Genomic DNA, 21,519 nt, shown 5'->3' with positions numbered 1-21,519 from the left:
TCGACTGCCCTGTGTGGCCGTGGTTTCGGGTGGCTGACGGCGGGGCGGCTGACAGCTGGCTGGTGGCCGGCCGGCTGGCGGCAGGTGGAGGTGGTGGGTCGAGGGGGTGGGTCGAGGTGGCGGGTCAGGCGAGATCCTGGGCGACCTCCCACACGTGTCCCGCCGGGTCGGCGAAGGCCGCCGTCCGCCGGCCCCACGGCCGGTCCACCGGCCCGTTCAGCAACGCGACGCCGCGCTCGGCCAGTTGGGCGCAGACCGCGTCCACGTCCGGCACCCGAACCGTGAGCAGCGCCCGCACCCCCGTGGCGGGCGCTGCCACCGGGGCCGGCTCGACCAGTTCGGGCGCCTGGTCCGCCGCGAGCAGGTTGACCAGCAGGTTGCGCAGCCGGACGACGGCCGAGGCGTCGTCCTCGTAGACCACCGGGAGGCCGAAGACCTCCTGGTAGAAGGCCTTCGTGGCGGGGACGTCCGCCGCGAAGAGCGTGATGGCTTCCAGTTCGTCCAGATCGGTGTGATCGGTGTGCACGGGTGCCTCCGGTCGTCGCGGGTTCACGACGAGGGTGGCACGGGGGACTGACAGTTCTCCGATGACGCTGCGTCAGTTCGCTGCTGTGGTACCGATGTGGCGGTCCTGGGCGGTGAGGACGGCGTCGGCGTGGACATCGGCCCAGGCGCCGAGCGCGCGGATCGGACCGAGCAGCGCGACGCCCGCCCCGGTCAGGGTGTAGTCGACGCGGGGCGGGGCCTCGGCGTAACGGCGGTGCTCCACCAGGCCGTTGTACTCCAGCCGGCGCAGCGTTTCGTTGAGCACCTTCGGGCTGAGTCCGCCGATCCGGTCCAGCAGCGCGCGGGGGCGCATCGGGCCCTGTTCGCCGAGGACGTACACCACCACGCTGTCCCAGCGGTTGGCGATCACCTCGAAGGCCAGCCGGGCGCGGCAGTCCGCGGCGAACACCCTGCCGCCCGGGTCGCCGCCGGGGGTGCCGTCGAGGGCGTCGTCGGGGGCGCCGTCCGGCCGGTCTTCGCTCGCGTCCTCGGTCCGCATGCCGTCATCCTGCCCGATCCGTTGCACACCCAGCGGTGTGCATCGACCCCTCTAGCGTCCGGAGTACGGCACAGGACGTGATGTGAGGAGTGGATGGGCCATGCGGATCGGCATACTCGGGACGGGATCCATGGCGGCCGCGCTCGGCCGCGCCTGGGTGTGGGCCGGGCACGAGGTCCTGGTGGGCGGGCGGGACGCGGACGCGGCCCGGAAGCTCGCCGGGGCGATCGGCGCCTCGGGCGGCGGTGACCCAGCGGAGGCGGCGCGGTTCGGGCAGGCGGTGCTGGTCGCGCTGCCGGCCGGCGTGGCGGAGCAGGTGGTCGCCTCGCTGGCCGACCAGCTGGCCGGGCGGGTCCTGCTGGACTGCACCGTGCCGATGGCTCCGGGCGCGGGCGGGCCGACCCTGACCACGGAGGGCGGCACGGACTCCATCGCCCGGAGGCTCGCCTCGGCAGCTCCGGCGGCGCGTGTGGCCAAGGTGTTCGGGATCTGCCACGAGAGCATCTGGTCGCTGCCGCGGCCGAGCTTCGAGGGCGCACCGCTCGGCGTCCCGTACTGCGCGGACGATCCGGCGGCCGGTGCACTGACGGCGGAGCTGGTGGGCTCGATGGGTTGCACGCCGGTGCCCTGTGGCGGGCTCGACCGGGCCGGGCTGCTGGAGGCAGCGGCGGTGTTCGCGATCGGGGTGTGGTGGTCCGGCGGCGAGGCCCGGGGGGTGTTCCCGGCGCCCGCGCTGGCCCCGGGGGCGGTGGACGACGTCGCGTAGCGGGGGAGGGGCGGGAGCTGGGGGACGGCCGACGGGAAACAGGGAACGGATGGCAGAGAACGGATGACAGATAACAGGGAACGGATAACAGATGTTGAAATCTGTCATCTGTCATCTGTCATCTGTTCTCCGTTCGGTGGTCGTCCCGCCGTCAGGCCAGGTCCTTGCGGATCTGGTCCAGGATCAGCCCGGCCCCGGTGTAGCCGATGCCGAGCATCCACAGGTTGTCGTCCACCGCGAACACCCGGCCGTTGCGGACGGCGTCCAGGTTCTTCCACAGCGCGCCCTCGGTGATCCTGGTGTGGTCGGACTTCGCCGGGTCCCCGTACACCGAGTAGAAGATGACGTCGGCCGCGGCCTGGTCCACCTGCTCGGGGCTGATCTCCAGTGAGAACCCGGGCTTGTCCTGGTTGGCCGGGCGGCCGAGCCCGAGGTCCTTGAACAGCGAGCCGACGAAGGTGTCGTCGAGGTAGAGCCGGGTAGGGGCGCCGGCCAGGAAGCGGGCCATCTCGACCCGGGTGGCCGCCGCCTTGGCCGGCCCGCCGAGCGCGGTGACCACGTCCCGCAGTTTCGTCCGGTACGCCGCGTCCGCCGCCTCGGCCTCGGTCTGCCGGCCCAGCGCCTCGGCGTGCAGCCGGGCGTTCTCCTGCCAGGTCGGCCCGGTGGTCCTGGACAGCACGGTGGGCGCGATCTTGGACAACTGGTCGTACCGCTTGTCGTCGCGGACCTGGTTGCTCAGGATGAGGTCCGGCCGCAGCGCGGCGATCGCCTCCAGGTTGGGCTGGCCGATCGCGCCGACCGGCTTCGTCCCGGCCAGCCGCTCGGCGGGCAGGTACCCGGGGAAGGGCGCGCCCGCGCTGACCGTGGTGGCGCCGACCGGGCTCAGGCCGAGGGTGACCACCGAGTCCAGGGCGTCGGTGTCCAGCACCACCACCCGGCTCGCCCGGGCCGGTACGGCGCTCTCGCCGCGCGCGTGCCGGACCGTCCGGGTGCCGCCGGAGCCGGACGAACCGCCGCCCGGCGCGGGGGAGCCTGACCCGCAGGCGGTGAGCGCCAGGCCCGGGGCGAGCCCGGCGGCGAGGCCGAGCGCGGCGCGGCGGCTGAGGGTTCGGGGCATCAGCGGCTCCTCCAACGGGCTGGCCTCCAACGGGCTGGCCTCCAACGGGCTGGCCTTCAACGGGCTGGCCTCCATCGAGCGGGCTTCAACGAGCGGGCTTCAACGAGCGGGCTTCAAGGAGCCGCCTCCAACGAGTGGGCCCCCGTCGGGCAGAACCCCCCACCGGTCGGCTCCCCCAAGTGGCGTACGGGGCCCGGGAATCCCTGCCCGCCCGATGGTCCCGTTACGCCTCGGAGCCGTACTCCCGTCGCTGGCGCAGCAGTTCGTGGTACTCGGCGCGCACCCGGCGGTCCATCGCGAGGGTGAACTGGGCGTCGGCGACGGTACGGGCGAGCGGTCGCACCCGCAGGATGCGCTCGGTGAGCCGGGCCGCCTCGCCGGGTGCCAGCGGGGTGTCGCCGGAGAGCACGCTGAGCAGGTGCTCGCTGACCACCTCGATGAAGATCTCGGCGATGGCGTCGACGTGCTCCCGGGTGCGCCGGCTGGCGTCGAGGACGGCGGAGAGCGGCACGCCCTCGGCGACCAGCTCGGTGGTGGCGTCCATCAGTCGGCGGCTGACGTGGGTGATCCCGTCGTCCTCCACCGTGATGTAGCCCTGGGCGATGGACTCGGCGGTGTTCTCCTCGGTGAGCTGGTCCCCGAAGGCGGCCTTGAGCTCGTCCCACTCCAGTCGGACCGGGGTCTCGTCCGACCAGGGGGCGACGATGGCGGCCTCGAGGCCGATCAACTCGGCGACGTCCCGCCCGCTCTCGCCGGCGCCGATCAGTTCGGCGATCCCGCCCAGGGTGTGGCCGCGTTCGAGCAGTTCGCCGATCATTCGCAGCCGGGCCAGGTGCTCCTCGCCGTACCAGGCGATCCGGCCCTCCTTGCGGGGCGGTTGGAGCAGTTTGCGCTCGCGGTAGAAGCGCAGGGTGCGGGTGGTGATCCCGGCCGCTTCGGCCAGTTCCTCCACCCGGTACTCGCGTTTTCTGTCGTCCGCAGCAGCTCTGACCTTGTCCACGGCGATCAGCATAGGTCCGTCGGGTCGGCCCGGGAGCGTGCGGGAGCTTCGGGAACTTCCGGTGAATCCGGGCCGTCGCGCTTCTTCCATCCGGTGTCAGCAAGGGCTACCCTGCCAACCATGCCAGTGATTACTGGCGCGATTGGCAGGGTTCCGGGGCGCGACCCCGGAGGTTCCGGGGTGCCATCCCCGGAAGAGCGTGACGACCACCGCCCCACCCTCAGGAGGAGGCCGCATGGCATCCAGCAGCAAGCGCCCACGCCCCGGTGCGTCCGGTGCGTCCGGTGCGTCCGGTGCGTCCGGCACATCCGATGTGTCCGGTGCGTCCGGCGCCACGGGCGCGTCCGGAGGCCCCGACGCGACCGACCCCGATGCTGCGGCGGAGGCCGTACCGCACGTACGGGTGGCCGTGATCGGCTCCGGCTTCGGCGGCCTCGGTGCCGCCGTCCGGCTGCGCCGCGCCGGGATCACCGACTTCGTCGTGCTGGAGCGCGCGGACTCCGTCGGCGGCACCTGGCGCGACAACAGCTACCCCGGCTGCGCCTGCGACGTGCCCTCGCACCTCTACTCCTTCTCCTTCGCGCCCAACCCCGACTGGCCGCGCAGCTTCTCCGGCCAGCCGGACATCCGCGCCTACCTGGAGAAGGTCGCCACCGTCTTCGGCCTCCGCCCCCACCTGCGCTTCAACACCGAGGTGCTGGAGGCGCGTTGGGAGGGCGAGCGGACCCGCTGGCGGATCACCACCTCGGCCGGCCAGTGGACCGCCGACGCCATCGTCTCCGCCGCCGGACCGCTCGCCGACCCGCAGATCCCCGACCTGCCCGGCCTGAGCACCTTCCCCGGCAAGGTGTTCCACTCCTCCCGCTGGGACCACGACTTCGACCTGGCCGGCAAGCGCGTCGCGATGGTCGGCACCGGTGCCTCCGCCGCCCAGATCATCCCGTCGATCCAGCCGAAGGTCGGCAAGCTGACCGTCTTCCAGCGCACTCCGGCCTGGGTGCTGCCGCGCCGCGACCGCGAGATCAGCCAGCTGGAGAAGTGGCTGCACGACCGCCTCCCGGTCACCGCCAAGATCCGCCGGGGAACCCTGTTCGCCCTCCGCGAGATCCAGGTGGACGCCTTCGTGCGCCGCCCCGGACTGCTGCGCGTCGTCCAGCGGATCGCCGAACGCCACATCGCCCAGGGCGTCGCCGACCCGGCGCTGCGCGCGAGGCTCACCCCGGACTACCGGATCGGCTGCAAGCGCATCCTGCTCAGCAACACCTACTACCCGGCGCTCGCCGCCGCCAACACCGAGGTGGTCTCCTCAGGCCTGCGCGAACTGCGCGGCTCCACCCTGGTGGCCGCCGACGGCGGCGAGCACGAGGTGGACGCCATCGTCTTCGGCACCGGCTTCCACGTCACCGACATGCCCATCGGCGCCCGGGTGTTCGGGGCGAACGGGACGAGCCTGGCCGAGGAGTGGAAGGACGGCATGGAGGCGCTGCGCGGCTCGACCGTGCGCGGCTTCCCGAACCTGTTCTTCGTGATCGGCCCCAACACCGGCCTCGGCAACAGCTCGATGATCCTCATGATCGAGTCCCAACTGAACTACATGATCGACGCGTTGACGACGCTCGACACGGTCGGCGCGACCGCGATGCAGCCCACCGTCCGCGCCCAGCGGCAGTGGAACCTGGAACTCCAGCACCGGATGGACCGCACCGTCTGGACCACTGGCGGCTGCCGCAGCTGGTACCTGGACCCGAGCGGCAGGAACACCGTGCTCTGGCCCGGTTCCACCACCTCCTTCCGCCGGGCCACCCGCAAGGTCGACCTCGGCGAGTACGAGCTGATCATGCGCACCACCCCGAGCGCCGCCCGTCCCGCCGCCGGAACCGCTTCCGGATCCACTGCCGGAACCGCCGCCGGAACCGCCGTCCAGGAGGCCACCGCATGACCGCCGTCCACCTGCCCGCCGAGTACGTACCGCCCACGCCCGTCGAGGAGTTGAGCGTCCGATCGGCGGACGGGATCCGGCTGCACGTCGAGGTGCACGGCCAGCCCGGCGCGCCCACCGTGGTGCTCTCCCACGGCTGGACCTGCTCGACCGCCTTCTGGGCCCCGGTGATCCGCGAACTCGCCGACCGCTACCGGGTGGTGGCCTACGACCAGCGCGGCCACGGCCACAGCGAGATCCCGCCCAGCCGGGCCCGCTACTCCACCCGGGCGCTCGCCGAGGACCTGGCGGCCGTGCTGGCGCGGACCGTCCCGGCGGGGGAGCGTGCGGTGCTGGCCGGGCACAGCATGGGCGGGATGACCGTCATGGCCGCCGGCGGCCGGCCCGAGGTCGCCGAGCGCATCGCCGCCAACGTGCTGATCTCCACCGGTCCGGCCGAGCTGCTCGCCGAGCTCACCGTCCTGCCGAAGGGCGTCCGCGCCCCGGGCCTGCGGCGCTTCCTGCACCGGCAACTGCTGCGCTCCCGGATGCCGCTCGGACCGGTCTCGGGCGTCAGTCGGGCCGCGCTCAAGTACGCGATCATGGGGCCGGGTTCGACCCCCGGACAGGTCGAGGCGACGGCCCGGATCGTGCACGCCTGCCCGACCGGGGTCCGCTTCCACTGGGCCGGAGTGCTGGAACGGCTGGACGTGCGCGCCGGTCTCGGGCGGATCACCGCCCCCACCGCCGTGGTGGTGGGCACCGCGGACCGACTGACCCCGCCGGTGCACGCCCACCGGATGGTCGCCGAACTCGCCGACCCGCAGGGCCTGTTGCTGCTGCCCGGGGTCGGGCACATGGCGCCGCTGGAGCGGCCGGTGGAGATCGCCGCCGAGATCGACCGGATGGCCTCCGCCTACCTGAGCCCCGGCCGCGCCGCCGACGCGGCCGTTCCCGCTACCGTTCCCGCTACCGTTCCCACTGTCGTTCCCGCGCCCGCTTCCGCTGTTGACGCGCCCGCTTCCGCCTCCGCTTCCGCTGTCGAGAGGACCACCGTCGCATGAACGCCATCCCGCCGTTGTCCGCGCAGGTCGTGGTGGTCACCGGGGCCGCCCGTGGAGTCGGAGCCTCGCTGGCCCGCAAACTGGCCCGGCGCGGGGCCAAGGTCGCGCTGCTCGGCCTGGAGCCGGAGGAGCTGAAGGCCGTCGCGGCCCAGTGCGGCGCGGCCGCCACCGCGTGGGAGGTGGACGTCACCGATCTGGAGGCGCTCAGCGACGCCGCCGACCGGATCAAGGAGCACTACGGGCGGATCGACACCGTGGTCGCCAACGCCGGGATCGCGATCGGCGGACCGCTGGCCGACAGCGACCACCGGGCCTTCAGCCGGGTGATCGAGGTCAACCTGCTGGGCAGCGTCGCCACCGCTCGGGCCTTCCTGCCGGCGCTCACCGAGAGCCGGGGCTACCTGCTGCAGATCGCCTCGCTCGCCGCGCTGACGCCCGCACCGTTGATGAGCGCCTACTGCGCCAGCAAGTCCGGGGTGGAGGCCTTCGCCCACTCGATCCGCGCCGAGGTCGCCTACCAGGGAGTCAAGGTCGGTGTGGGGTACCTGAGTTGGACCGACACCGACATGGTGCGCGGCGCCGACGAGGACGCCGTACTGAAGCAGATGCGCAGTCGGCTGCCATGGCCGGCCAACAAGACCTATCCGCTGGAGCCGGCGGTGGAGCGGATCGTCGCCGGGATCGCCCGGCGCTCCGCCCATGTGTACGCCCAGGCCTGGCTGCGAGGGATGCAGCCGATGCGTTGGCTGCTGCCCGGCCTGATCGCGGTGGTGGGCTCCCGTGACGTCGCCAGGCTCGCTCCGCAGCTCGCTGCCACCGCCGCCTCCCGGCTGCGCGCCGTCGGGGCCGGTGGCGCTGCGGACACGGCGGTGCGAGGGGGCCGGGCGGGGGCGGGGGACTGACGAGCGACAGCTGACAGCTGACAGCTGACGGAGAACGGATAACAGATGACAGATAACAGATTTCGAAATCTGTAACCTGTCATCTGTTACCTGTCATCTGTTATCCGTCGCCCCGCGAGTCGTCCCCGCCGCGATCCCCGCCAGCACGCGCAGGGCCCACCCCAGCACCGGCAGCGGCGGCGAGGCCAGCCCCACCCGCACCGCCGACGGCGTGCTCCGCGGATCCACCGCGAAGGCCGTCGCGGGCGTCACCGAGATCCCCGCCCGCCTCGCCGCCGCGACGAAGGTCTCCGCCCGCCAGGCCCCGGGCAGCTCCCACCACAGGTAGAACGAGCAAGGGTCCGCCCGCAGCCGCTGCCCCGCGAGCGCCTCCCGGGCCAGCGCCTGCCGCGCCGCCGCGTCCGCCCGCTTCGCCGCCGCCACCGCGGCCGCCGTCCCGTCCCCGATCCAGCGCACCGCCGCCTCCAGCGCGAACCCGCTCGGCGCCCACCCGCCGGTCCGCAGCGCACCGGCGACCTGGTCGCGCAGCCCGTCCGGGACGACCGCGAACCCGGTGGTCAGCCCGGGGGCGAGCCGCTTGGAGAGGCTGTCGACCAGCACCGTTCGCTCGGGTGCGAGCGCGGCGAGCGGGGCCAGTTCGGGGCGCAGGAAGGACCAGATGCCGTCCTCGACCACCGGCAGGTCCAGCCGGCGCAGCTCCCCGGCCAGCGCGACCGCCCGCTCCGGCGGCAGGCTCGCGCCGAGCGGGTTCTGCAGCCGGGGCTGGACGTACACCGCGCGCAGCGGCGCCGTACGGTGGGCCGCCGCCACGGCGTCGGGCAGCAGCCCGTGTTCGTCGACGGCGAGCGGCACCAGCCGGATGCCGAGCCGTTCGGCCACGGCCCTGACCACCGGGTAGGTGAGTGCCTCGACCCCCAGTCGCTGCCCTGGCGGTACCAGTGCGGCGAGCGCCCCCGCGACGGCCTGCCGTCCGTTGCCCGCGAACAGCAGCTGCCGGGGGTCGGCGGCCCAGTCGCCCGCCCCCGTCGACAGCAGCTGCGCGAAGGCCCGCCGGGCCGGCTCCGTCCCGGTCGCGCCGACCGGCCGCAGCGCCTCGCCGAGTGCGTCGGCCCGCAGCAGTGGTGCCATCGCACCGGCCAGCAGTTCGGCTTGTCCGGGCACGGTGGGGTAGTTGAGCTCCAGGTCGATCGGCGCGTCGGCGGGCTCGGCGAGGGCGATCCGGCCGCCGTCCGCCTCGTTGGCCCGCCCGGCCCGGACGAAGGTGCCGCGCCCGACCTCGCCGACGGTCAGTCCGCGCCGGACCAGTTCGCGGTAGACCCGCCCCGCCGTCGAGGCGGCGATGCCCCGTCCGCGGGCGAAGGCCCGCAGGGTGGGCAGCTGTTGGCCGGGCCGCAGCCGTCCGTCGGTGATGTCGGCGGCGAGCTCGTCCGCGATCCGCCGGTAGTCGTCCATCGGTCTCCAATCCCTTCGCCCCCGGAGGCATTGCACCGAGTGCAAAGTCATCATTGCATCGAGCCGACTCCGCACCCTAGCCTCCTCGCATGGACGACTTGGACAGGTTGACATCCGCCGTGGACGGCCACGCGGTGCTCGGCATCGCCGCCGTGGCCCTGGGCATGGTGCTGTCGCCGGGGCCGAACATGATCTACCTGGTGTCGCGCTCGATATCCCAGGGCCGCCGCGCCGGGCTGGTGTCGCTGACCGGCGTCGCCACCGGATTCCTGGTCTACCTGGTCGCGGTGACGGCCGGGGTGGCGGCGGTGTTCTCGGTCGTCCCGGCGCTGTACACCGCGATCAAGCTGGCCGGCGCGGGCTATCTGCTCTGGCTGGCCTGGAAGGCGGTCAAGCCGGGCGGTACGGCGGTCTTCGCCCCGCAGCAGCTGCCGCCGGACTCGCCGCGCCGCCTGTTCGCGATGGGCTTCCTGACCTGCCTGCTCAACCCCAAGATCGCCATCATCTACATCTCGCTGCTGCCCCAGTTCGTGGCGCCCGAGCGTGGCCATGTCGCGCTGCAGAGCCTGGTGCTGGGCCTGACCCAGATCGTCATCGCGGTCAGCGTGAACGGCCTGATCGCGATGAGCGCGGGCAGCATCGCGGGCTTCCTGAACCGCCGCCCGGTCTGGCTGCGCGTGCAGCGCTATGTGATGGGCACCGTCCTGGCGGGCCTCGCCCTGAACATCGCCGCCGACCGCGCCGAGGCCGTCGCCGTCTAGAGCCTGCCCGGCAGGTCGTGCGCTCGGCAGGTCGTGCGCCCGGCAAGGTCCGCCGGCACCCCCCACCAGCCCCGGCCGCGCTAGCCCCGGCTCGCGGCCCGCAGCACCTCGTAACCCGCCTGGATGAAACGCCCGTTGAGCGAGGGCGCGGTGTTGGCCAGGGCGGCCACAGCGGTCGGTCCCTCCGGCGAGAAGCCCACGAAGGCGGTGAACCCCCGGGTGCCGCCGGCGTGGAAGTAGAGGTCCCGGCCGCCTGAATCCCGGTGCTGCCAGACCAGGCCGAGCCGGTCCGTCGAGTGCGGCAGTCGCAGCCGTAGTCGCTGGACGTCCCGCAGGGCGGCTCCCAACTGCCCGTTCCCACCGTCGAGATGGGCACGCAGGTAGCGCAGCAGGTCGGCCCCGCTGGAGCGGACCGCGCCCGCCCCGGGCAGGCCGGGGATGAGCCATGGCGGCAGTGCCCGTCCGCGCCGGTACCCGACGGCGCGTTCCGGCGCGTCCGGTGCGCAGGTCGTGGCGTGGAGCCCCAGTGGCCGGCAGATCCGCTCGGCGAGCAGTTCCGGGTACGGCGCCCCGCCGGTCTCGGCGAGCAGCCGGCCGAGCAGTCCGACCCCGTAGTTGGAGTACCGGTACCGGCTGCCTGGCTGGCACCGTACGGCGGTTCGGGCCACCGACGTGCGCAACTGGTCATCGCCGAAGGCGGCGTACGGGTTGCCGGTCCAGTTCGGGACGGCCGCCGCGAGCAGTCCGGGCGGCAGTCGCGGCAGGCCCGAGGTGTGGGTGGCCAGGTGCAGCAGCCGGATCGGCGCGCCGGAACTCGCCCGCACCGGGCGCCAGTCGGGCGGAAGGCGGCTCTCCACCGGTTCTTCCAGGGCGAGTTCACCGCGCGCGGCCAGCTCGGCGAGCAGCAGCGCGGTGAACGTCTTGCTGACCGAGCCGAGTTCGAAGACGCTGTCCGGCGTGCACGGCGCCGACCGTTCGCGGTCGAGGTGCCCGTCGCAGTGGACCTCCTCCCGCCCCGCGTGCGCCACCGCCACCGTGACGGCGGTGGCGTACGGTTCGGCGGCCCGCAGCGTCGCCGCGACCGCCGCGTCCAGCCCGCTCAAGTGGCCACCGGTGTGCCGCCGAGCGCACGCGAGAGCGCGACGGTGGCGGCCACCACCCCGACCACGGCGGTGTGTCCGTGATCGCGGAAGGCGTCCTCCGGGTCCTCGTACTCGGGCGCCGACCCCTCGCACGGGATCAGTCCGTCCGGCTGCTGGACCGCGGCCAGGGCCTCCCAGCCGACCCGACCGGTGACGGGCTCCCCGATGCACGAGTCGACGATCAGCAGTTCGCCGGCGAGGTCCCACTGCTCGATCTCCAGCCAGATGTCGAGCCAGACCGGCAGCCAGTCGCGCAGGTAGTCGCGCATCGGTTCGGGCAGGCACTCGGGCCGGGCGCCCCAGTCGGTGACGTGGAAGACGGTGTGGGTGACGTGGTAGGCGATCAGCCAGGCGATGGTCCACGGCTCGGGGAGGGCGCCGAGCCAGGTGGCCCCGGCGAGCGCGTTCCAGTCCGGCCGGGGTTCGAGGCCCGCGATCCGCCGGGCGTTGGCCAGGGCGAGCCGGCGGTTGCCGGGGATCTCGACGGCGTGCACGGAGCGGAGGCGGCCGAGCGAGTTGAGGAGGTCCTCCAGCGCGGCGTGGCGGTAGCCGGCCCGGGCGAAGTGGCCGTACGTCTCCAGCGGGTCGATGACCGTGACGTGCCGCAGTTGCCGTTCGTACAGCAGGTCGCCGTCCCGGAGTTGGGCCCAGGCGGCTTCGAGGAGCGCGCGGGCGAGCTCGGTGTCGTGCGGGCCGGTGATGCCGTCGCGCAGCACCAGCGAGGAGGCCAGGGCGACTTCGCAGAGCGGTTTGTAGACGTCGTTCGGTTCGGCGAGGTCGATGACCGTGTTGTCCTCCAGCCGGCCGTAGCCGCTCTGGTAGCCGGCGTGCAGCCAGGCCAGTGACCGGGAGCCGAGCTGTTGGGCGGTGCTGAGCACCTGGGTGTCGGTCATCTCGGAGCCCCGTTCAACAAGGCCCGGGCAATGGCGAGTTCGAGCCCGGATCGGTCCGTGCCGTCGTTGACCTGATCGATCCGGTCCAGGACGGGTTCGATCTCCAGGCGCAGCGGTCGCCCGTCGGCGTGCGCCCAGGCGAGCCAGCGGGCGAGCCGGGCGGAGGTGGTGGCGTCGCGCCGCAGCACGGCCCGGACGGTGCCGCGGGCGAGGTCCAGGGTGCCCGTACGTACGGTGTCGTGCAGCGGGCCGTCCAGTCCGGGCAGGGCGAGGACGGATAGTTGCGCCATCCGGGCCGACCAGAGCCGCCAGCCGAGGCGTTCCCGGTCGGGCGGCGGCGTGGGCGGCCGGGCGGAGGCCGGGGTGCCGTCCCCGAACGGCGTGCGGGAGAGCAGCCGGTCGGCCGCCCAGTCCTGCCACCCGATCACGACTGCCGCGCCCTCGGAGGCGGGCGCCGGCGCCGGGAGCGTGCGTCGCGCCTCGGCCAGGAGCGCGGCGGTGGCGGTGTCGGGCTCGGCGCCGGAGATCAGCTGCGGGGCGAACAGGTCGGCGCCCAGCACCCGTACGGCGGCCAGCAGCGGCCGGGGTACGGCGGTGTCGGGGTCCGTGAGCACGGCCGCGCCCCCGCCGTCCCGGAGGGCGTCGAGGGTACGGCCCGCCACTCGCTCGACTGCCGCGGCGTACTCGTCACGGAGAGGAGTCTCGGCGAACGGCATGGTGAGGTGCTTCTCCTTCAGGGGACTGGAGAGGACGGAGAGGCCGGGCGCGGGCGCGGGGCCCGGGGGCCCGGGACCCGACTACCGGGTCGGCTTCTCCTTGGGGCCCTTCGGCGACAGCAGCAGCAGGCCGGCCAGCAGTGCGGCACCGGCGGCCTCGGGCAGGTACGTGGGCGCGTCGGACACGACGGCCTCGTCCTCCACCATCAGGCTCGCGAGTGTCTCGGCCTCGGCGAGCGTCGCGCTGGGTGACGCCGAGGCGGTTTCGGTGTGGAACTGAGTAAGCATCAGATGTGCCTCCTCGTCTGGCTTTCACCGCCCGGTCGGGCGATGCCCCTGTTCGACACTACGAGCACGATCCGATGCCTGCATCCGCAACCCGCTGAGCTGGGGCGTTGCCCTGGGTGTGGGCGCGGATGCGGTGAGTCGGTACGGTCTTGGGCATGACCACAGCCTTGATCACCGGCGCGACCGCCGGCATCGGAGCCGCTTTCGCCCGCCGGCTCGCCCGCAGCGGCTACCAGCTCGTCCTGGTGGCCCGGGACACCGGGCGCCTGGAGCGCGCGAGCGCTGACCTGCACGCCGAGTACGGCATCGAGGCGGAGGTGCTGACCGCCGACCTCGCCACCGAGGAGGGCATCGCGGCCGTCGAGGCCCGGCTGTCCGACGCCGAGCGCCCGGTGGACCTCCTCGTCAACAACGCAGGCTTCGGCAACAAGGGCGCCTTCGGGACCGTCCCGCTCCAGGACGAGCTGGACATGCTGAAGGTGCACATCGAGGCGATCCTGCGGCTGACCACCGCCGCCCTGCCGGGGATGCGCGAGCGCGGCCGGGGCGCGGTCGTGAACGTCGCCTCGGTGGCGGCCTTCCTGCCGCGCGGTACGTACGGCGCGAGCAAGGCGTGGGTGGTGAGCTTCACCCAGGGCGTGCTGCGGGACCTCGGCGGAACGGGCGTGCGGATGATGGCGCTGTGCCCGGGCTTCACCCGGACCGAGTTCCACCAGCGGGCGGGCATGGGCACCGGCAACATCCCCTCCTGGTCCTGGCTGTCGGCCGAGCGGGTGGTGAACGAGGCGATGCGTGACCTCGCCCGCGGCCGCTCGGTGTCCGTGCCGGGCAAGCGCTACAAGCTGGCGGTGGCGATCGCCCGGGTGCTGCCGTCCGGCAGGCTCGGCGGCCTGTCCTCCAAGGCGGCGCGCACCTACCGGACCAACTGAGGCGCGGGGCGGTCGGGCGGCGCGGCTGAGACGGGCGGTCGGGCCCGGCGGTCGGGCGGCCGTCGGTGGTGGGTCATGGCGAGGGAATAGAGAGAACCTCACTATTAGCTTGTCTAACTATGAGCTAACCCCGCTATGCTGATGAAGCCCGCCCGACCGTCCTACCCAGGGAGGCCCGTACTTGAGGCCCGCCATCGACTGGACCCCGCCCGACCGCGCCGAGGGCGACCCCCGCCCGCCGGCCCAGTGGCGCCGCATCCTCGCGCTGTTCCGCCCCTACCGGGGCCGCCTGACCACCGTCGGCCTGCTGGTCGCCGCCTCCGCCGTGGTGTCGGTGGTCTCCCCGTTCCTGCTCAAGGCCGTGCTGGACACCGCCATCCCGCAGGGCCGCACCGGGCTGCTCAGCCTGCTCGCGCTCGGGATGATCCTCACCGCCGTGGTGAACAGCATCTTCAACGTGCTGCAGACGCTGATCTCCACCACCGTCGGCCAGCGCGTCATGCACGACCTGCGCACCTCCGTCTACGGCCACCTGCAGCGGCAGTCGCTGGCCTTCTTCACCCGCACCCGCACCGGCGAGGTGCAGTCCCGGATCGCCAACGACATCGGCGGCATGCAGTCCACGGTGACCTCCACCGCGACCAGCCTGGTCTCCAACCTCACCGCCGTGATCGCCTCGATCGTCGCCATGGTCGCCCTCGACTGGCGGCTGACCGTCGTCTCGCTGCTCCTGCTGCCGCTGTTCGTCTGGATCAGCCGCCGGGTCGGCCAGGAACGCAAGAAGATCACCACCGAGCGGCAGAAGCAGCTGGCCGCGATGAGTTCGGCGGTTCAGGAGTCGCTGTCGGTGAGTGGCATCCTGCTCGGCCGCACCATGGGCCGCTCCGACTCGCTGGCCCGGGAGTTCACCGGGCAGTCCGACCAGCTCGCCGACCTCGAGGTGCGGGCCAGCATGGCCGGGCGCTGGCGGATGAACACCATCATGATCGTGATGGCCGCGATGCCCGCGCTGATCTACTGGGCGGCCGGACTGACCTCCGCCGCCGGCGCGCCGATCGTCTCGGTCGGCACCCTGGTCGCCTTCGTCACCCTCCAGCAGGGCCTGTTCCGCCCGACCGTCAGCCTGCTGTCCACCGGAGTGGACGTGCAGACCTCGCTCGCGCTCTTCCAGCGCATCTTCGAGTACCTCGACCTGCCGGTGGAGATCGCCGAACCGGAGCACCCGGTCAGCCTGGCCGACATCCGGGGAGAGGTCCGCTTCGAGGGCGTCGACTTCCGCTACGACCCGGACCAGGAGCGCCCGACCCTGGACGGCGTCGAACTCAAGGTCCCGGCCGGGACGTCACTCGCCGTCGTCGGCGAGACCGGCTCGGGCAAGACCACCCTCAGCTACCTGGTGCCACGCCTGTACGACGTCACCGGCGGCCGGGTCACCCTGGACGGGGTGGACGTGCGCGAGCTGTCCTTCGACACCCTGGCCCGCGCGGTCGGCGTGGTCTCCCAGGAGACCTACCTCTTCCACGCCTCGGTCGCCGAGAACCTGCGCTTCGCCAAACCCGGTGCCAGCGACGACGAACTGGTCGAGGCCGCCCGGGCCGCGCAGATCCACGACACCATCGCCGCCCTCCCGGACGGCTACCAGACCCTGGTCGGCGAACGCGGCTACCGCTTCTCCGGCGGCGAGAAGCAGCGCCTGGCACTCGCCCGCACCATCCTGCGCAACCCGCCGGTGCTCATCCTGGACGAGGCCACCAGCGCGCTCGACAACCGCACCGAACGCGCCGTCCAGCAGGCCGTCGACACCCTGGCCGCCGGCCGCACCACCATCACCATCGCGCACCGGCTCTCCACCGTCCGCTCCGCCGACCAGATCGCGGTGCTGGACCACGGCCGGGTGGTCGAACTCGGCACCCACGAGGAGCTGGTGGAACTGGACGGCCGGTACGCGGCGCTGCTGCGCCGGGAGGTCCCGGAGGCTTCGGGGGCGGCCGGGACGGAGACCGTGCCGGCTGCCGCGCTCGGACACGCGTAGCACCAGGCGCGAGTGCGCGCGCGTGCGAGCGGCAGCGGCTCAGGCGGAACGGACGCGGTGCAGGCCGGACGGATGCGGTGCAGCCGGGACGGACGGCGGTGCGGCCGGGACGGGCCGCGGCTCAGGCCGCCTTCGGGACCTCGTTGTAGCTCTCCACGACCTCCTGGCCGGAGAGCCGCTGGATCGCCGCCATCACCTCGTCGGTCACCTGCCGACGGGCCTTCAGCGAACGGGCCTGCCCGTGCAGCTCGTCGAAGTGCAGCGGCTCGCCGAAGCGGACGGTCACCTTCTTGATCCGCGGCACCCGCTTGCCCACCGGCAGGATCTGCTCCGGGCCCTCCAGCGCCACCGGCACCACCGGGACGCCCGCGGTCAGCGCGAGCCAGGCGACGCCCGTCTTGCCCCGGTACAGCCGGCCGTCCAGCGACCGGGTGCCCTCCGGGTAGATGCCGAAGGCCTTGCCGGCCTCCAGGATCTCCAGCGCCGACTCCAGTGAGGCCTGAGCGGAGCGGTAGGTGCCGCGCTCGACCGGCACGGCGCCGATCGATTCGAAGAAGCCCTTGGAGAGCCGGCCCTTGAGCCCGGTGCCGGTGAAGTACTCGGCCTTGGCGAGGAAGTGGACCCGGCGCGGGGAGGTGAGCGGGATCACCACGCTGTCGATGAAGGACAGGTGGTTGCTGGCCAGGATCACCCCGCCCTTGCGCGGCACGTTCTCGACGCCCTCGATGGCCGGACGCCAGATCCCCCGTGAAACGGGTTTCAGCAGCAGCCTGGTGGCGAGGTCGAGCACGGGTTCCCTCCCTGGACGAACGACCGCCCCGGAGGAGTCCGGGTCAGCAATCAGACCCGCAGACTACGACACCGACCCCGCCGCCCGTCCACTCCCGGCGACCGTGGTGAACACCACGGCCGGGTAGGGTACGGCCGTCCGAACCGAGCAAGACCCCGCAGTACCCAGGAGGGAACGATGGAGAGCGTCGAGGCCATCAAGGAGATGTTCGACCGTTTCGACCAGAACGGCGACGGCAAGATCACTCCGGCCGAGTACGCGCTGGCCGCCAATGAGATGGGCGACCACAGCGTCACCATTTCGATGGCAGAGGCGCTGATCCACGCGATGGACACCCGCCACCAGGGCTACCTGGACTTCGAGGAGTTCCTGGCCGCCCGCCAGCGCTGAGTCGCGCGGACGGGGCCGGTCGCCGTACCGGCGGCACCCGCCCCGTCCGAAGGCCGCTACCGCCTACGCTCCGTCGGCCGGAGCCGCCGGAGCCGCCGTACCGGCCGGAGCCGCCGTACCCGTACCGGCTGTGCCCGTACCTGCTGAACTCGCCGTACCCGACGGCGCCACCGGGAACACCCGGCGCACCACCCGCTCCGCCGCCCCGCCGTCGTCCCAGACGCAGAACTTCGCCCGGAACCGCTCCCGCGCCGCCGGCTCCGGATCGCCCGCGCGCAGCGCCCGCGCCAGCCCGTCCACGTCGACCGTGACCGCGCCCGGCGGCTCCGCGAACAGGTCGAAGTACACGCCGCGTTCGCGCTGGTACTCCGCCCAGTCCGGAGCGAATATCACCACCGGCCGGTCCAGTACCGCGTAGTCGAACATCATCGACGAGTAGTCCGTCACCAGCGCGTCCGCCGCCAGGTAGAGGTCCTCGACCACCGGGTGCGCCGACACGTCCACGATCTCCGCCGCGTCCTCACCGGCCGTCAGGTCGCCCGGGCCGTCGGTGTGGAAGTAGTGGGTGCGCAGCAGCAGCGTGAACCGCGGGCCCAGCCGCCGGGCCAGCTCCGCCACGTCCAGCAGCGGCACGTAGCCGCCCTTCCCGCCGCGGTGGGTCGGCGCGTACAGCACCGCGGTGGTGCCGGGCCGCAGCCCCAACCGCTCGCGCATCGCCCGGACTTCCGCCGGGGTGGCGTTGGCCAGCCGGTCGTTGCGCGGGTATCCGGTGTCCAGCATCTCGTACCGGCCGGGGAAGGCCCGGGCGAAGTGCTCGCTGGTGTGCGGGTTGGAGGAGACCAGGAAGTCCCAGCGGTCGATGGCCTCCTGGAGCCGGTCGAAGTCCATCCCCTCGGCCGCCTCGGGCCGGCCCCGCAGGTCCATGCCCATCGCCTTGAGCGGGGTGCCGTGCTGGGTCTGGACGTGCACCGTGCCCTGGCGCTTGGCCATCGTGCGCGGGAAGTTGACGTTGTTGACGAAGTACTTGGCGGTGGCCATCGCCTTCAGGTACGCGGGGGTGTTGACCACCACGTACGGGACGCCGGGCGGCATCGCGTCGGCCTGCCGGCGGGTCTCCACCACCCACACGCCCCGGATCTGCGGGGCGAGTTCCTTCGCCTTCTCGTAGATCGCCGCCGGGCTGCACGCGTAACCCCGGTGCCAGTACGCGGCGTAGACCGCAAGGTGCTCGTCCAGCGGGAGGCGGCGGAAGGCGTTGTACGCGGTGAACCGGGCGCCGCTGCGCACCCCCTTCTTCACCGCCGGGGCCACCGCCCGTGCCCCGCGCTTGAGTTCGCGCGGCAGCCGGCCGGTGCGGCGCAGCTCGGCGTACGCGATCCGGGCGCCGCGGGCGGCCAGCCGGTACTGCACCCCGCGCACCCCGCCGGGGAAGCGGTAGCCCGCCGGGCGGTGGCGCTCGAAGTGCAGGGCGAGCCGGTGGAAGTAGTCCCGGCGCCGGTCCAGCGGGACGAGACCGGGGGTGTCGTAGACGTTCAGAGCCTGACGGACGGTCCGGTCGAAGACCAGGGTGCGCAGCGACTCCGGGACGGGTCGGCCGGGGCGGCCGGGTAGGTCCGGGCGCTCCGGGCTGTTCGGCTGGTTCGGGCGGTCCAGGAACGCGAAGATTGCGTCGTACTGGGCGAACACGTCGGCGTGCTTCGGGGAGGCGGTGGCGGTGATCGCGCCGTCCCGGCCGCGCCGGTAGAAGTAGCAGGGGCGGTCCAGGTAGCGCAGTCGCTCGGCGGCCAGCAGCGCCGGGTAGGTGACCGAGATGTCCTCGTAGTAGCCGCGGCCGAAGGCGACGTCCAGGCCCTCCAGGAAGGCGCGGCGGAACACCTTGTTCCACACCGACATCACGGTCTGGAACAGCGCCGGGTGCTCGGCCGCCGTGCAGCCCTCGACCAGCGGGGAGCCGACCAGCACGTGCCGCCAGGGGTTGGGCTCGCTCCCGCCGTCGGGGTAGACGTGGGTGAAGTCGGTGAGCAGCACGTCGGCCGGCACCTCGCGGCGGCTCTCCTGCGCCAGCTCGTCCAGGATCACGCCGACCGTCCGCTCGGGCAGCCAGTCGTCGCTGTCCACGAACCAGACGTACTCGCCGCGCAGCTGCGGCAGGGCGGCGGCCCGGGCGCCGCCGAGGCCCTGGTTCTCGGTGAGGTGCATCACGCGCAGCCGGGGGTCGCGGGCGGCGTAGGCGTCCAGGATCGCGCCGGAGCCGTCGGGGGAGAGGTCGTCGACCGCGATGACCTCGAAGCGGGTCTCGGCGGCGGGGGTCTCGCCGAGGATCGAGTCGAGGCAGCGCGGCAGGTACCGCTCCACGCCGTGGACCGGGAGCACGATGCTGAGGAGGAGGGACACGCTGGCCGAGTCTACCGACCCACACGGTGCGACCTGCGAGGACGTCCGGTCGGCGACGGTGGGCCGGAACGGCGGGTGCGGCGGGGCGGGAGCGGAGGGTGCGGCGGGCGGTGGGAAGCGGCGGGAACCGGCCCGGGACCGCCGGTGCCGGGCCCTGTGCGGGGCGGCACCGGCAGTCTGGTGGCGGCCTGGCCGACCCTCTACGGCCGGCCGCCGGTCCGGGCACCGCGCGGGCCTGGCCACCGCAGCGTCGAGGTGACCGGGCAGTGGCCCGCAGGGAGCCGGAGTCCTTCTCGAGCCATTCATGACTCGAACACACGACTGGGTGCGGTGCGGGCACCTGCGTGTTGTCTCAGATATTGCTTGGAGGAATCGGTGGAGTCAATCCCCCGAATGCGTTCACTTCATGAAGTCGCGCGGTGACGCGCTGATCCCGGCGGTCCCCGGGCTCGTCCGCGATCCCCTGCGACCCCCTGGTCCCGCGATGGCCCATTCGGCGATCCCTCTGGTGACCCCTTCGGTGACCCGTTCGGTGATCGCTTTGTCGATGTGACGGCTGTCCCCTATATGGGGAGCCCCGGCGGGAGGCCCCGGAGCGCCCCAGGGCGATTCGTCGACACGACCACCGCACCGGCCGTCCGCCCCCGTGCGCCCGGCGCATGCCGTCGGTGCGGGCGCCGGCCCCGCGCCTCCTGGCCCTGGTGACGGACGGCCGGTCGTGCACCATCATTGATGCCTAGTCGTGATCGCCCCGGGCGGCCCCTGGTGCACCGTCAGTTGACGTCGCACGGTACGGTGGCACAACACCAAGGACGGTTGCGCGAAGGCCGTCTCTCACGGATAGTCTTCGCCTCACGGCCCTGGCGCCTCGTAGGGGTGGGAAAACTGATGGAACACATGCAAGTGCGGACTCGGCCCCGTGTGCCGGCGGTCCAGTGCGGTGTCGGCGCGACCGGCCGCCGGATCGAGCGACACCTGGCCGTGCTCGGCGCGCCTGCGCTCCCGGCGGTGGACACCGCCGAGGCGCTCGGGCTGATAAGGGAACTGACGCCGCGCGGCGCCGACGCCCCGGCGGCGGCCCGTCGTCGCCACACCCGGGTGTCGCTGCTGGCACCGCTGCGTCGGCTGCGCCGGAGCCTCTTCGGCGGACGCGGCTGAGATCCCGGAGCCGCGCTCCGGGCCTCGGCCCGGGACCGGCTCCCGAACGACCCGACGGACCACCGGTCCGTCGGGTCGTCGGCGTATCCGGAGTCCGGACCCGCCACTTTGGTCTGAACCTCCCACCCCGGGTCTGAACCTCTCACCCTATGCGAGGCCGCCGCTCCGGCGCGGCCAGTCGGCGAGGCAGTACGCCCGACCCGCTGACCTGGGCCAGGATGGCGCCATGGCGGACACCAACCACTCCACGTCGACCGGGCCCTTCCACACCACCACCCTGGAGATCGTCACCGGCAACCGCGAGGTCGCACTCGACATCACCGACCGCTGCGCCGCGTTCCTCGACGAACGGGCCGCCGGACGCGACGGACTGCTCAACGTCTTCGTCCCGCACGCCACCGCCGGGATCGCCGTCCTGGAGACCGGCTCGGGCAGCGACGACGACTTCCTCGCCACCCTGCGCGACCTGCTCCCCGTCGACGACCGCTGGCGCCACCGGCACGGCAGCCCCGGCCACGGACGGGACCACGTGGTGCCCGGCCTGGTCGCCCCGCACGCCACCCTGCCTGTGCTCGGCGGCCAACTGGCGCTCGGCGTCTGGCAGTCCGTGGTGCTGATCGACACCAACGGGGACAACCCGCGCCGTACCGTCCGGCTGTCCTTCCTCGGCTAGGGCCTGTCTTCAAACTCCCGTCGTCCGCCCGGAGGGCGGGCGGGGCGGCGTTGGGGTGCGTGCATCGCAAGGCGGAGGTGGGGGCACCT

21 protein-coding genes are annotated in these 21,519 nt (G+C 73.0%); 10 read left to right on the top strand and 11 right to left on the bottom strand.

The features are described from left to right. Nucleotides 1–124: 124 nt before the first annotated feature. Nucleotides 125–526, bottom strand: coding sequence for a VOC family protein (locus ACZ47G_RS13720; RefSeq protein ID WP_465742135.1), 402 nt, complete (start codon nucleotides 524–526; stop codon nucleotides 125–127). Nucleotides 527–598: 72 nt separating this feature from the next. Continuing rightward, the gene (locus ACZ47G_RS13715; protein WP_465742133.1) at nucleotides 599–1,045 is read right to left on the bottom strand and encodes a winged helix-turn-helix transcriptional regulator; all 447 of its coding nucleotides are present in this window, start codon (nucleotides 1,043–1,045) and stop codon (nucleotides 599–601) included. Between the two features lie 100 nt (nucleotides 1,046–1,145). Between ACZ47G_RS13715 and ACZ47G_RS13710 the strand changes: the two genes are divergently transcribed. After that, on the top strand, nucleotides 1,146–1,811 hold the full coding sequence (locus ACZ47G_RS13710) for an NADPH-dependent F420 reductase (protein WP_465742131.1): 666 nt from the start codon (nucleotides 1,146–1,148) through the stop codon (nucleotides 1,809–1,811). Between the two features lie 151 nt (nucleotides 1,812–1,962). On the opposite strand, the gene ACZ47G_RS13705 is transcribed toward ACZ47G_RS13710, so the two are convergent. Together ACZ47G_RS13705 and ACZ47G_RS13700 are read right to left on the bottom strand one after the other, a co-directional pair. Further along, a complete protein-coding gene (locus ACZ47G_RS13705; protein WP_465742129.1) occupies nucleotides 1,963–2,928 on the bottom strand; it encodes an ABC transporter substrate-binding protein in 966 nt (321 codons plus the stop codon). 223 nt (nucleotides 2,929–3,151) lie between these two features. Beyond that, nucleotides 3,152–3,940 carry a MerR family transcriptional regulator gene (locus tag ACZ47G_RS13700; protein WP_465742127.1) on the bottom strand — a complete coding sequence of 263 codons (789 nt, stop codon included), beginning with the start codon at nucleotides 3,938–3,940 and terminating at the stop codon, nucleotides 3,152–3,154. Nucleotides 3,941–4,163: 223 nt separating this feature from the next. On the opposite strand from ACZ47G_RS13700, the gene ACZ47G_RS13695 reads away from it, so the two are divergent. The 3 genes from ACZ47G_RS13695 to ACZ47G_RS13685 are packed head-to-tail and all read left to right on the top strand — an operon-like array spanning nucleotide 4,164 to nucleotide 7,812. Next, complete coding sequence (locus ACZ47G_RS13695; protein ID WP_465742125.1) at nucleotides 4,164–5,867, top strand: flavin-containing monooxygenase; 1,704 nt, start codon at nucleotides 4,164–4,166, stop codon at nucleotides 5,865–5,867. After that, the gene (locus ACZ47G_RS13690; RefSeq protein WP_465742123.1) at nucleotides 5,864–6,910 is read left to right on the top strand and encodes an alpha/beta fold hydrolase; all 1,047 of its coding nucleotides are present in this window, start codon (nucleotides 5,864–5,866) and stop codon (nucleotides 6,908–6,910) included. The genes ACZ47G_RS13695 and ACZ47G_RS13690 overlap by 4 nt, the downstream gene beginning before the upstream one ends. Further along, nucleotides 6,907–7,812, top strand: coding sequence for an SDR family oxidoreductase (locus tag ACZ47G_RS13685; RefSeq protein WP_465742121.1), 906 nt, complete (start codon nucleotides 6,907–6,909; stop codon nucleotides 7,810–7,812). Before ACZ47G_RS13690 ends, ACZ47G_RS13685 begins: the two co-directional genes overlap by 4 nt. A 93-nt stretch (nucleotides 7,813–7,905) precedes the next feature. On the opposite strand, the gene ACZ47G_RS13680 is transcribed toward ACZ47G_RS13685, so the two are convergent. Then, nucleotides 7,906–9,264 (bottom strand): aminotransferase-like domain-containing protein, encoded by a 1,359-nt coding sequence (locus ACZ47G_RS13680; RefSeq protein ID WP_465742119.1) that lies wholly within the window; start codon nucleotides 9,262–9,264, stop codon nucleotides 7,906–7,908. An 89-nt stretch (nucleotides 9,265–9,353) separates the two neighbouring features. Between ACZ47G_RS13680 and ACZ47G_RS13675 the strand changes: the two genes are divergently transcribed. Next, a complete protein-coding gene (locus ACZ47G_RS13675; RefSeq protein ID WP_465742117.1) occupies nucleotides 9,354–10,025 on the top strand; it encodes a LysE family translocator in 672 nt (223 codons plus the stop codon). An 80-nt stretch (nucleotides 10,026–10,105) separates the two neighbouring features. On the opposite strand, the gene ACZ47G_RS13670 is transcribed toward ACZ47G_RS13675, so the two are convergent. The 4 genes from ACZ47G_RS13670 to ACZ47G_RS13655 all read right to left on the bottom strand — a co-directional run bounded on the left by ACZ47G_RS13670 (nucleotide 10,106) and on the right by ACZ47G_RS13655 (nucleotide 13,064). Continuing rightward, entirely contained in the window at nucleotides 10,106–11,128 is a 1,023-nt protein-coding gene (locus ACZ47G_RS13670) for a serine hydrolase domain-containing protein (protein ID WP_465742115.1), read from the bottom strand. Next, the gene (locus ACZ47G_RS13665) at nucleotides 11,125–12,060 is read right to left on the bottom strand and encodes a DUF6895 family protein (protein ID WP_465742113.1); all 936 of its coding nucleotides are present in this window, start codon (nucleotides 12,058–12,060) and stop codon (nucleotides 11,125–11,127) included. Before ACZ47G_RS13665 ends, ACZ47G_RS13670 begins: the two co-directional genes overlap by 4 nt. After that, the gene (locus ACZ47G_RS13660) at nucleotides 12,057–12,776 is read right to left on the bottom strand and encodes a hypothetical protein (RefSeq protein ID WP_465742111.1); all 720 of its coding nucleotides are present in this window, start codon (nucleotides 12,774–12,776) and stop codon (nucleotides 12,057–12,059) included. Before ACZ47G_RS13660 ends, ACZ47G_RS13665 begins: the two co-directional genes overlap by 4 nt. 81 nt (nucleotides 12,777–12,857) lie before the next feature. Further along, entirely contained in the window at nucleotides 12,858–13,064 is a 207-nt protein-coding gene (locus ACZ47G_RS13655) for a hypothetical protein (RefSeq protein WP_465742109.1), read from the bottom strand. A gap of 155 nt (nucleotides 13,065–13,219) precedes the next feature. On the opposite strand from ACZ47G_RS13655, the gene ACZ47G_RS13650 reads away from it, so the two are divergent. Beyond that, on the top strand, nucleotides 13,220–13,993 hold the full coding sequence (locus ACZ47G_RS13650; protein WP_465742107.1) for an SDR family NAD(P)-dependent oxidoreductase: 774 nt from the start codon (nucleotides 13,220–13,222) through the stop codon (nucleotides 13,991–13,993). A 181-nt stretch (nucleotides 13,994–14,174) separates the two neighbouring features. Then, nucleotides 14,175–16,025, top strand: coding sequence for an ABC transporter ATP-binding protein (locus ACZ47G_RS13645; RefSeq protein ID WP_465742105.1), 1,851 nt, complete (start codon nucleotides 14,175–14,177; stop codon nucleotides 16,023–16,025). 121 nt (nucleotides 16,026–16,146) lie between these two features. On the opposite strand, the gene ACZ47G_RS13640 is transcribed toward ACZ47G_RS13645, so the two are convergent. Then, on the bottom strand, nucleotides 16,147–16,815 hold the full coding sequence (locus ACZ47G_RS13640) for a lysophospholipid acyltransferase family protein (RefSeq protein WP_380450915.1): 669 nt from the start codon (nucleotides 16,813–16,815) through the stop codon (nucleotides 16,147–16,149). A gap of 177 nt (nucleotides 16,816–16,992) precedes the next feature. On the opposite strand from ACZ47G_RS13640, the gene ACZ47G_RS13635 reads away from it, so the two are divergent. Beyond that, a complete protein-coding gene (locus ACZ47G_RS13635; RefSeq protein WP_188304199.1) occupies nucleotides 16,993–17,205 on the top strand; it encodes an EF-hand domain-containing protein in 213 nt (70 codons plus the stop codon). A gap of 63 nt (nucleotides 17,206–17,268) precedes the next feature. On the opposite strand, the gene ACZ47G_RS13630 is transcribed toward ACZ47G_RS13635, so the two are convergent. Continuing rightward, nucleotides 17,269–19,599: a bifunctional glycosyltransferase/CDP-glycerol:glycerophosphate glycerophosphotransferase gene (locus ACZ47G_RS13630; protein ID WP_465742102.1), complete on the bottom strand. Its 2,331-nt coding sequence runs from the start codon at nucleotides 19,597–19,599 to the stop codon at nucleotides 17,269–17,271. Between the two features lie 888 nt (nucleotides 19,600–20,487). Here ACZ47G_RS13630 and ACZ47G_RS13625 point away from each other — a divergent pair. After that, nucleotides 20,488–20,757 carry a hypothetical protein gene (locus tag ACZ47G_RS13625; RefSeq protein ID WP_465742100.1) on the top strand — a complete coding sequence of 90 codons (270 nt, stop codon included), beginning with the start codon at nucleotides 20,488–20,490 and terminating at the stop codon, nucleotides 20,755–20,757. A gap of 226 nt (nucleotides 20,758–20,983) precedes the next feature. After that, on the top strand, nucleotides 20,984–21,430 hold the full coding sequence (locus tag ACZ47G_RS13620; RefSeq protein WP_465742098.1) for a YjbQ family protein: 447 nt from the start codon (nucleotides 20,984–20,986) through the stop codon (nucleotides 21,428–21,430). The last annotated feature ends 89 nt before the right edge of the window (nucleotides 21,431–21,519 follow it).

The sequence above is a fragment of the Kitasatospora sp. NPDC030952 genome (genome assembly GCF_055571335.1).
Note: the sequence above shows the minus strand (reverse complement) of the source record. Positions and strands in the feature narration are given on the sequence as shown.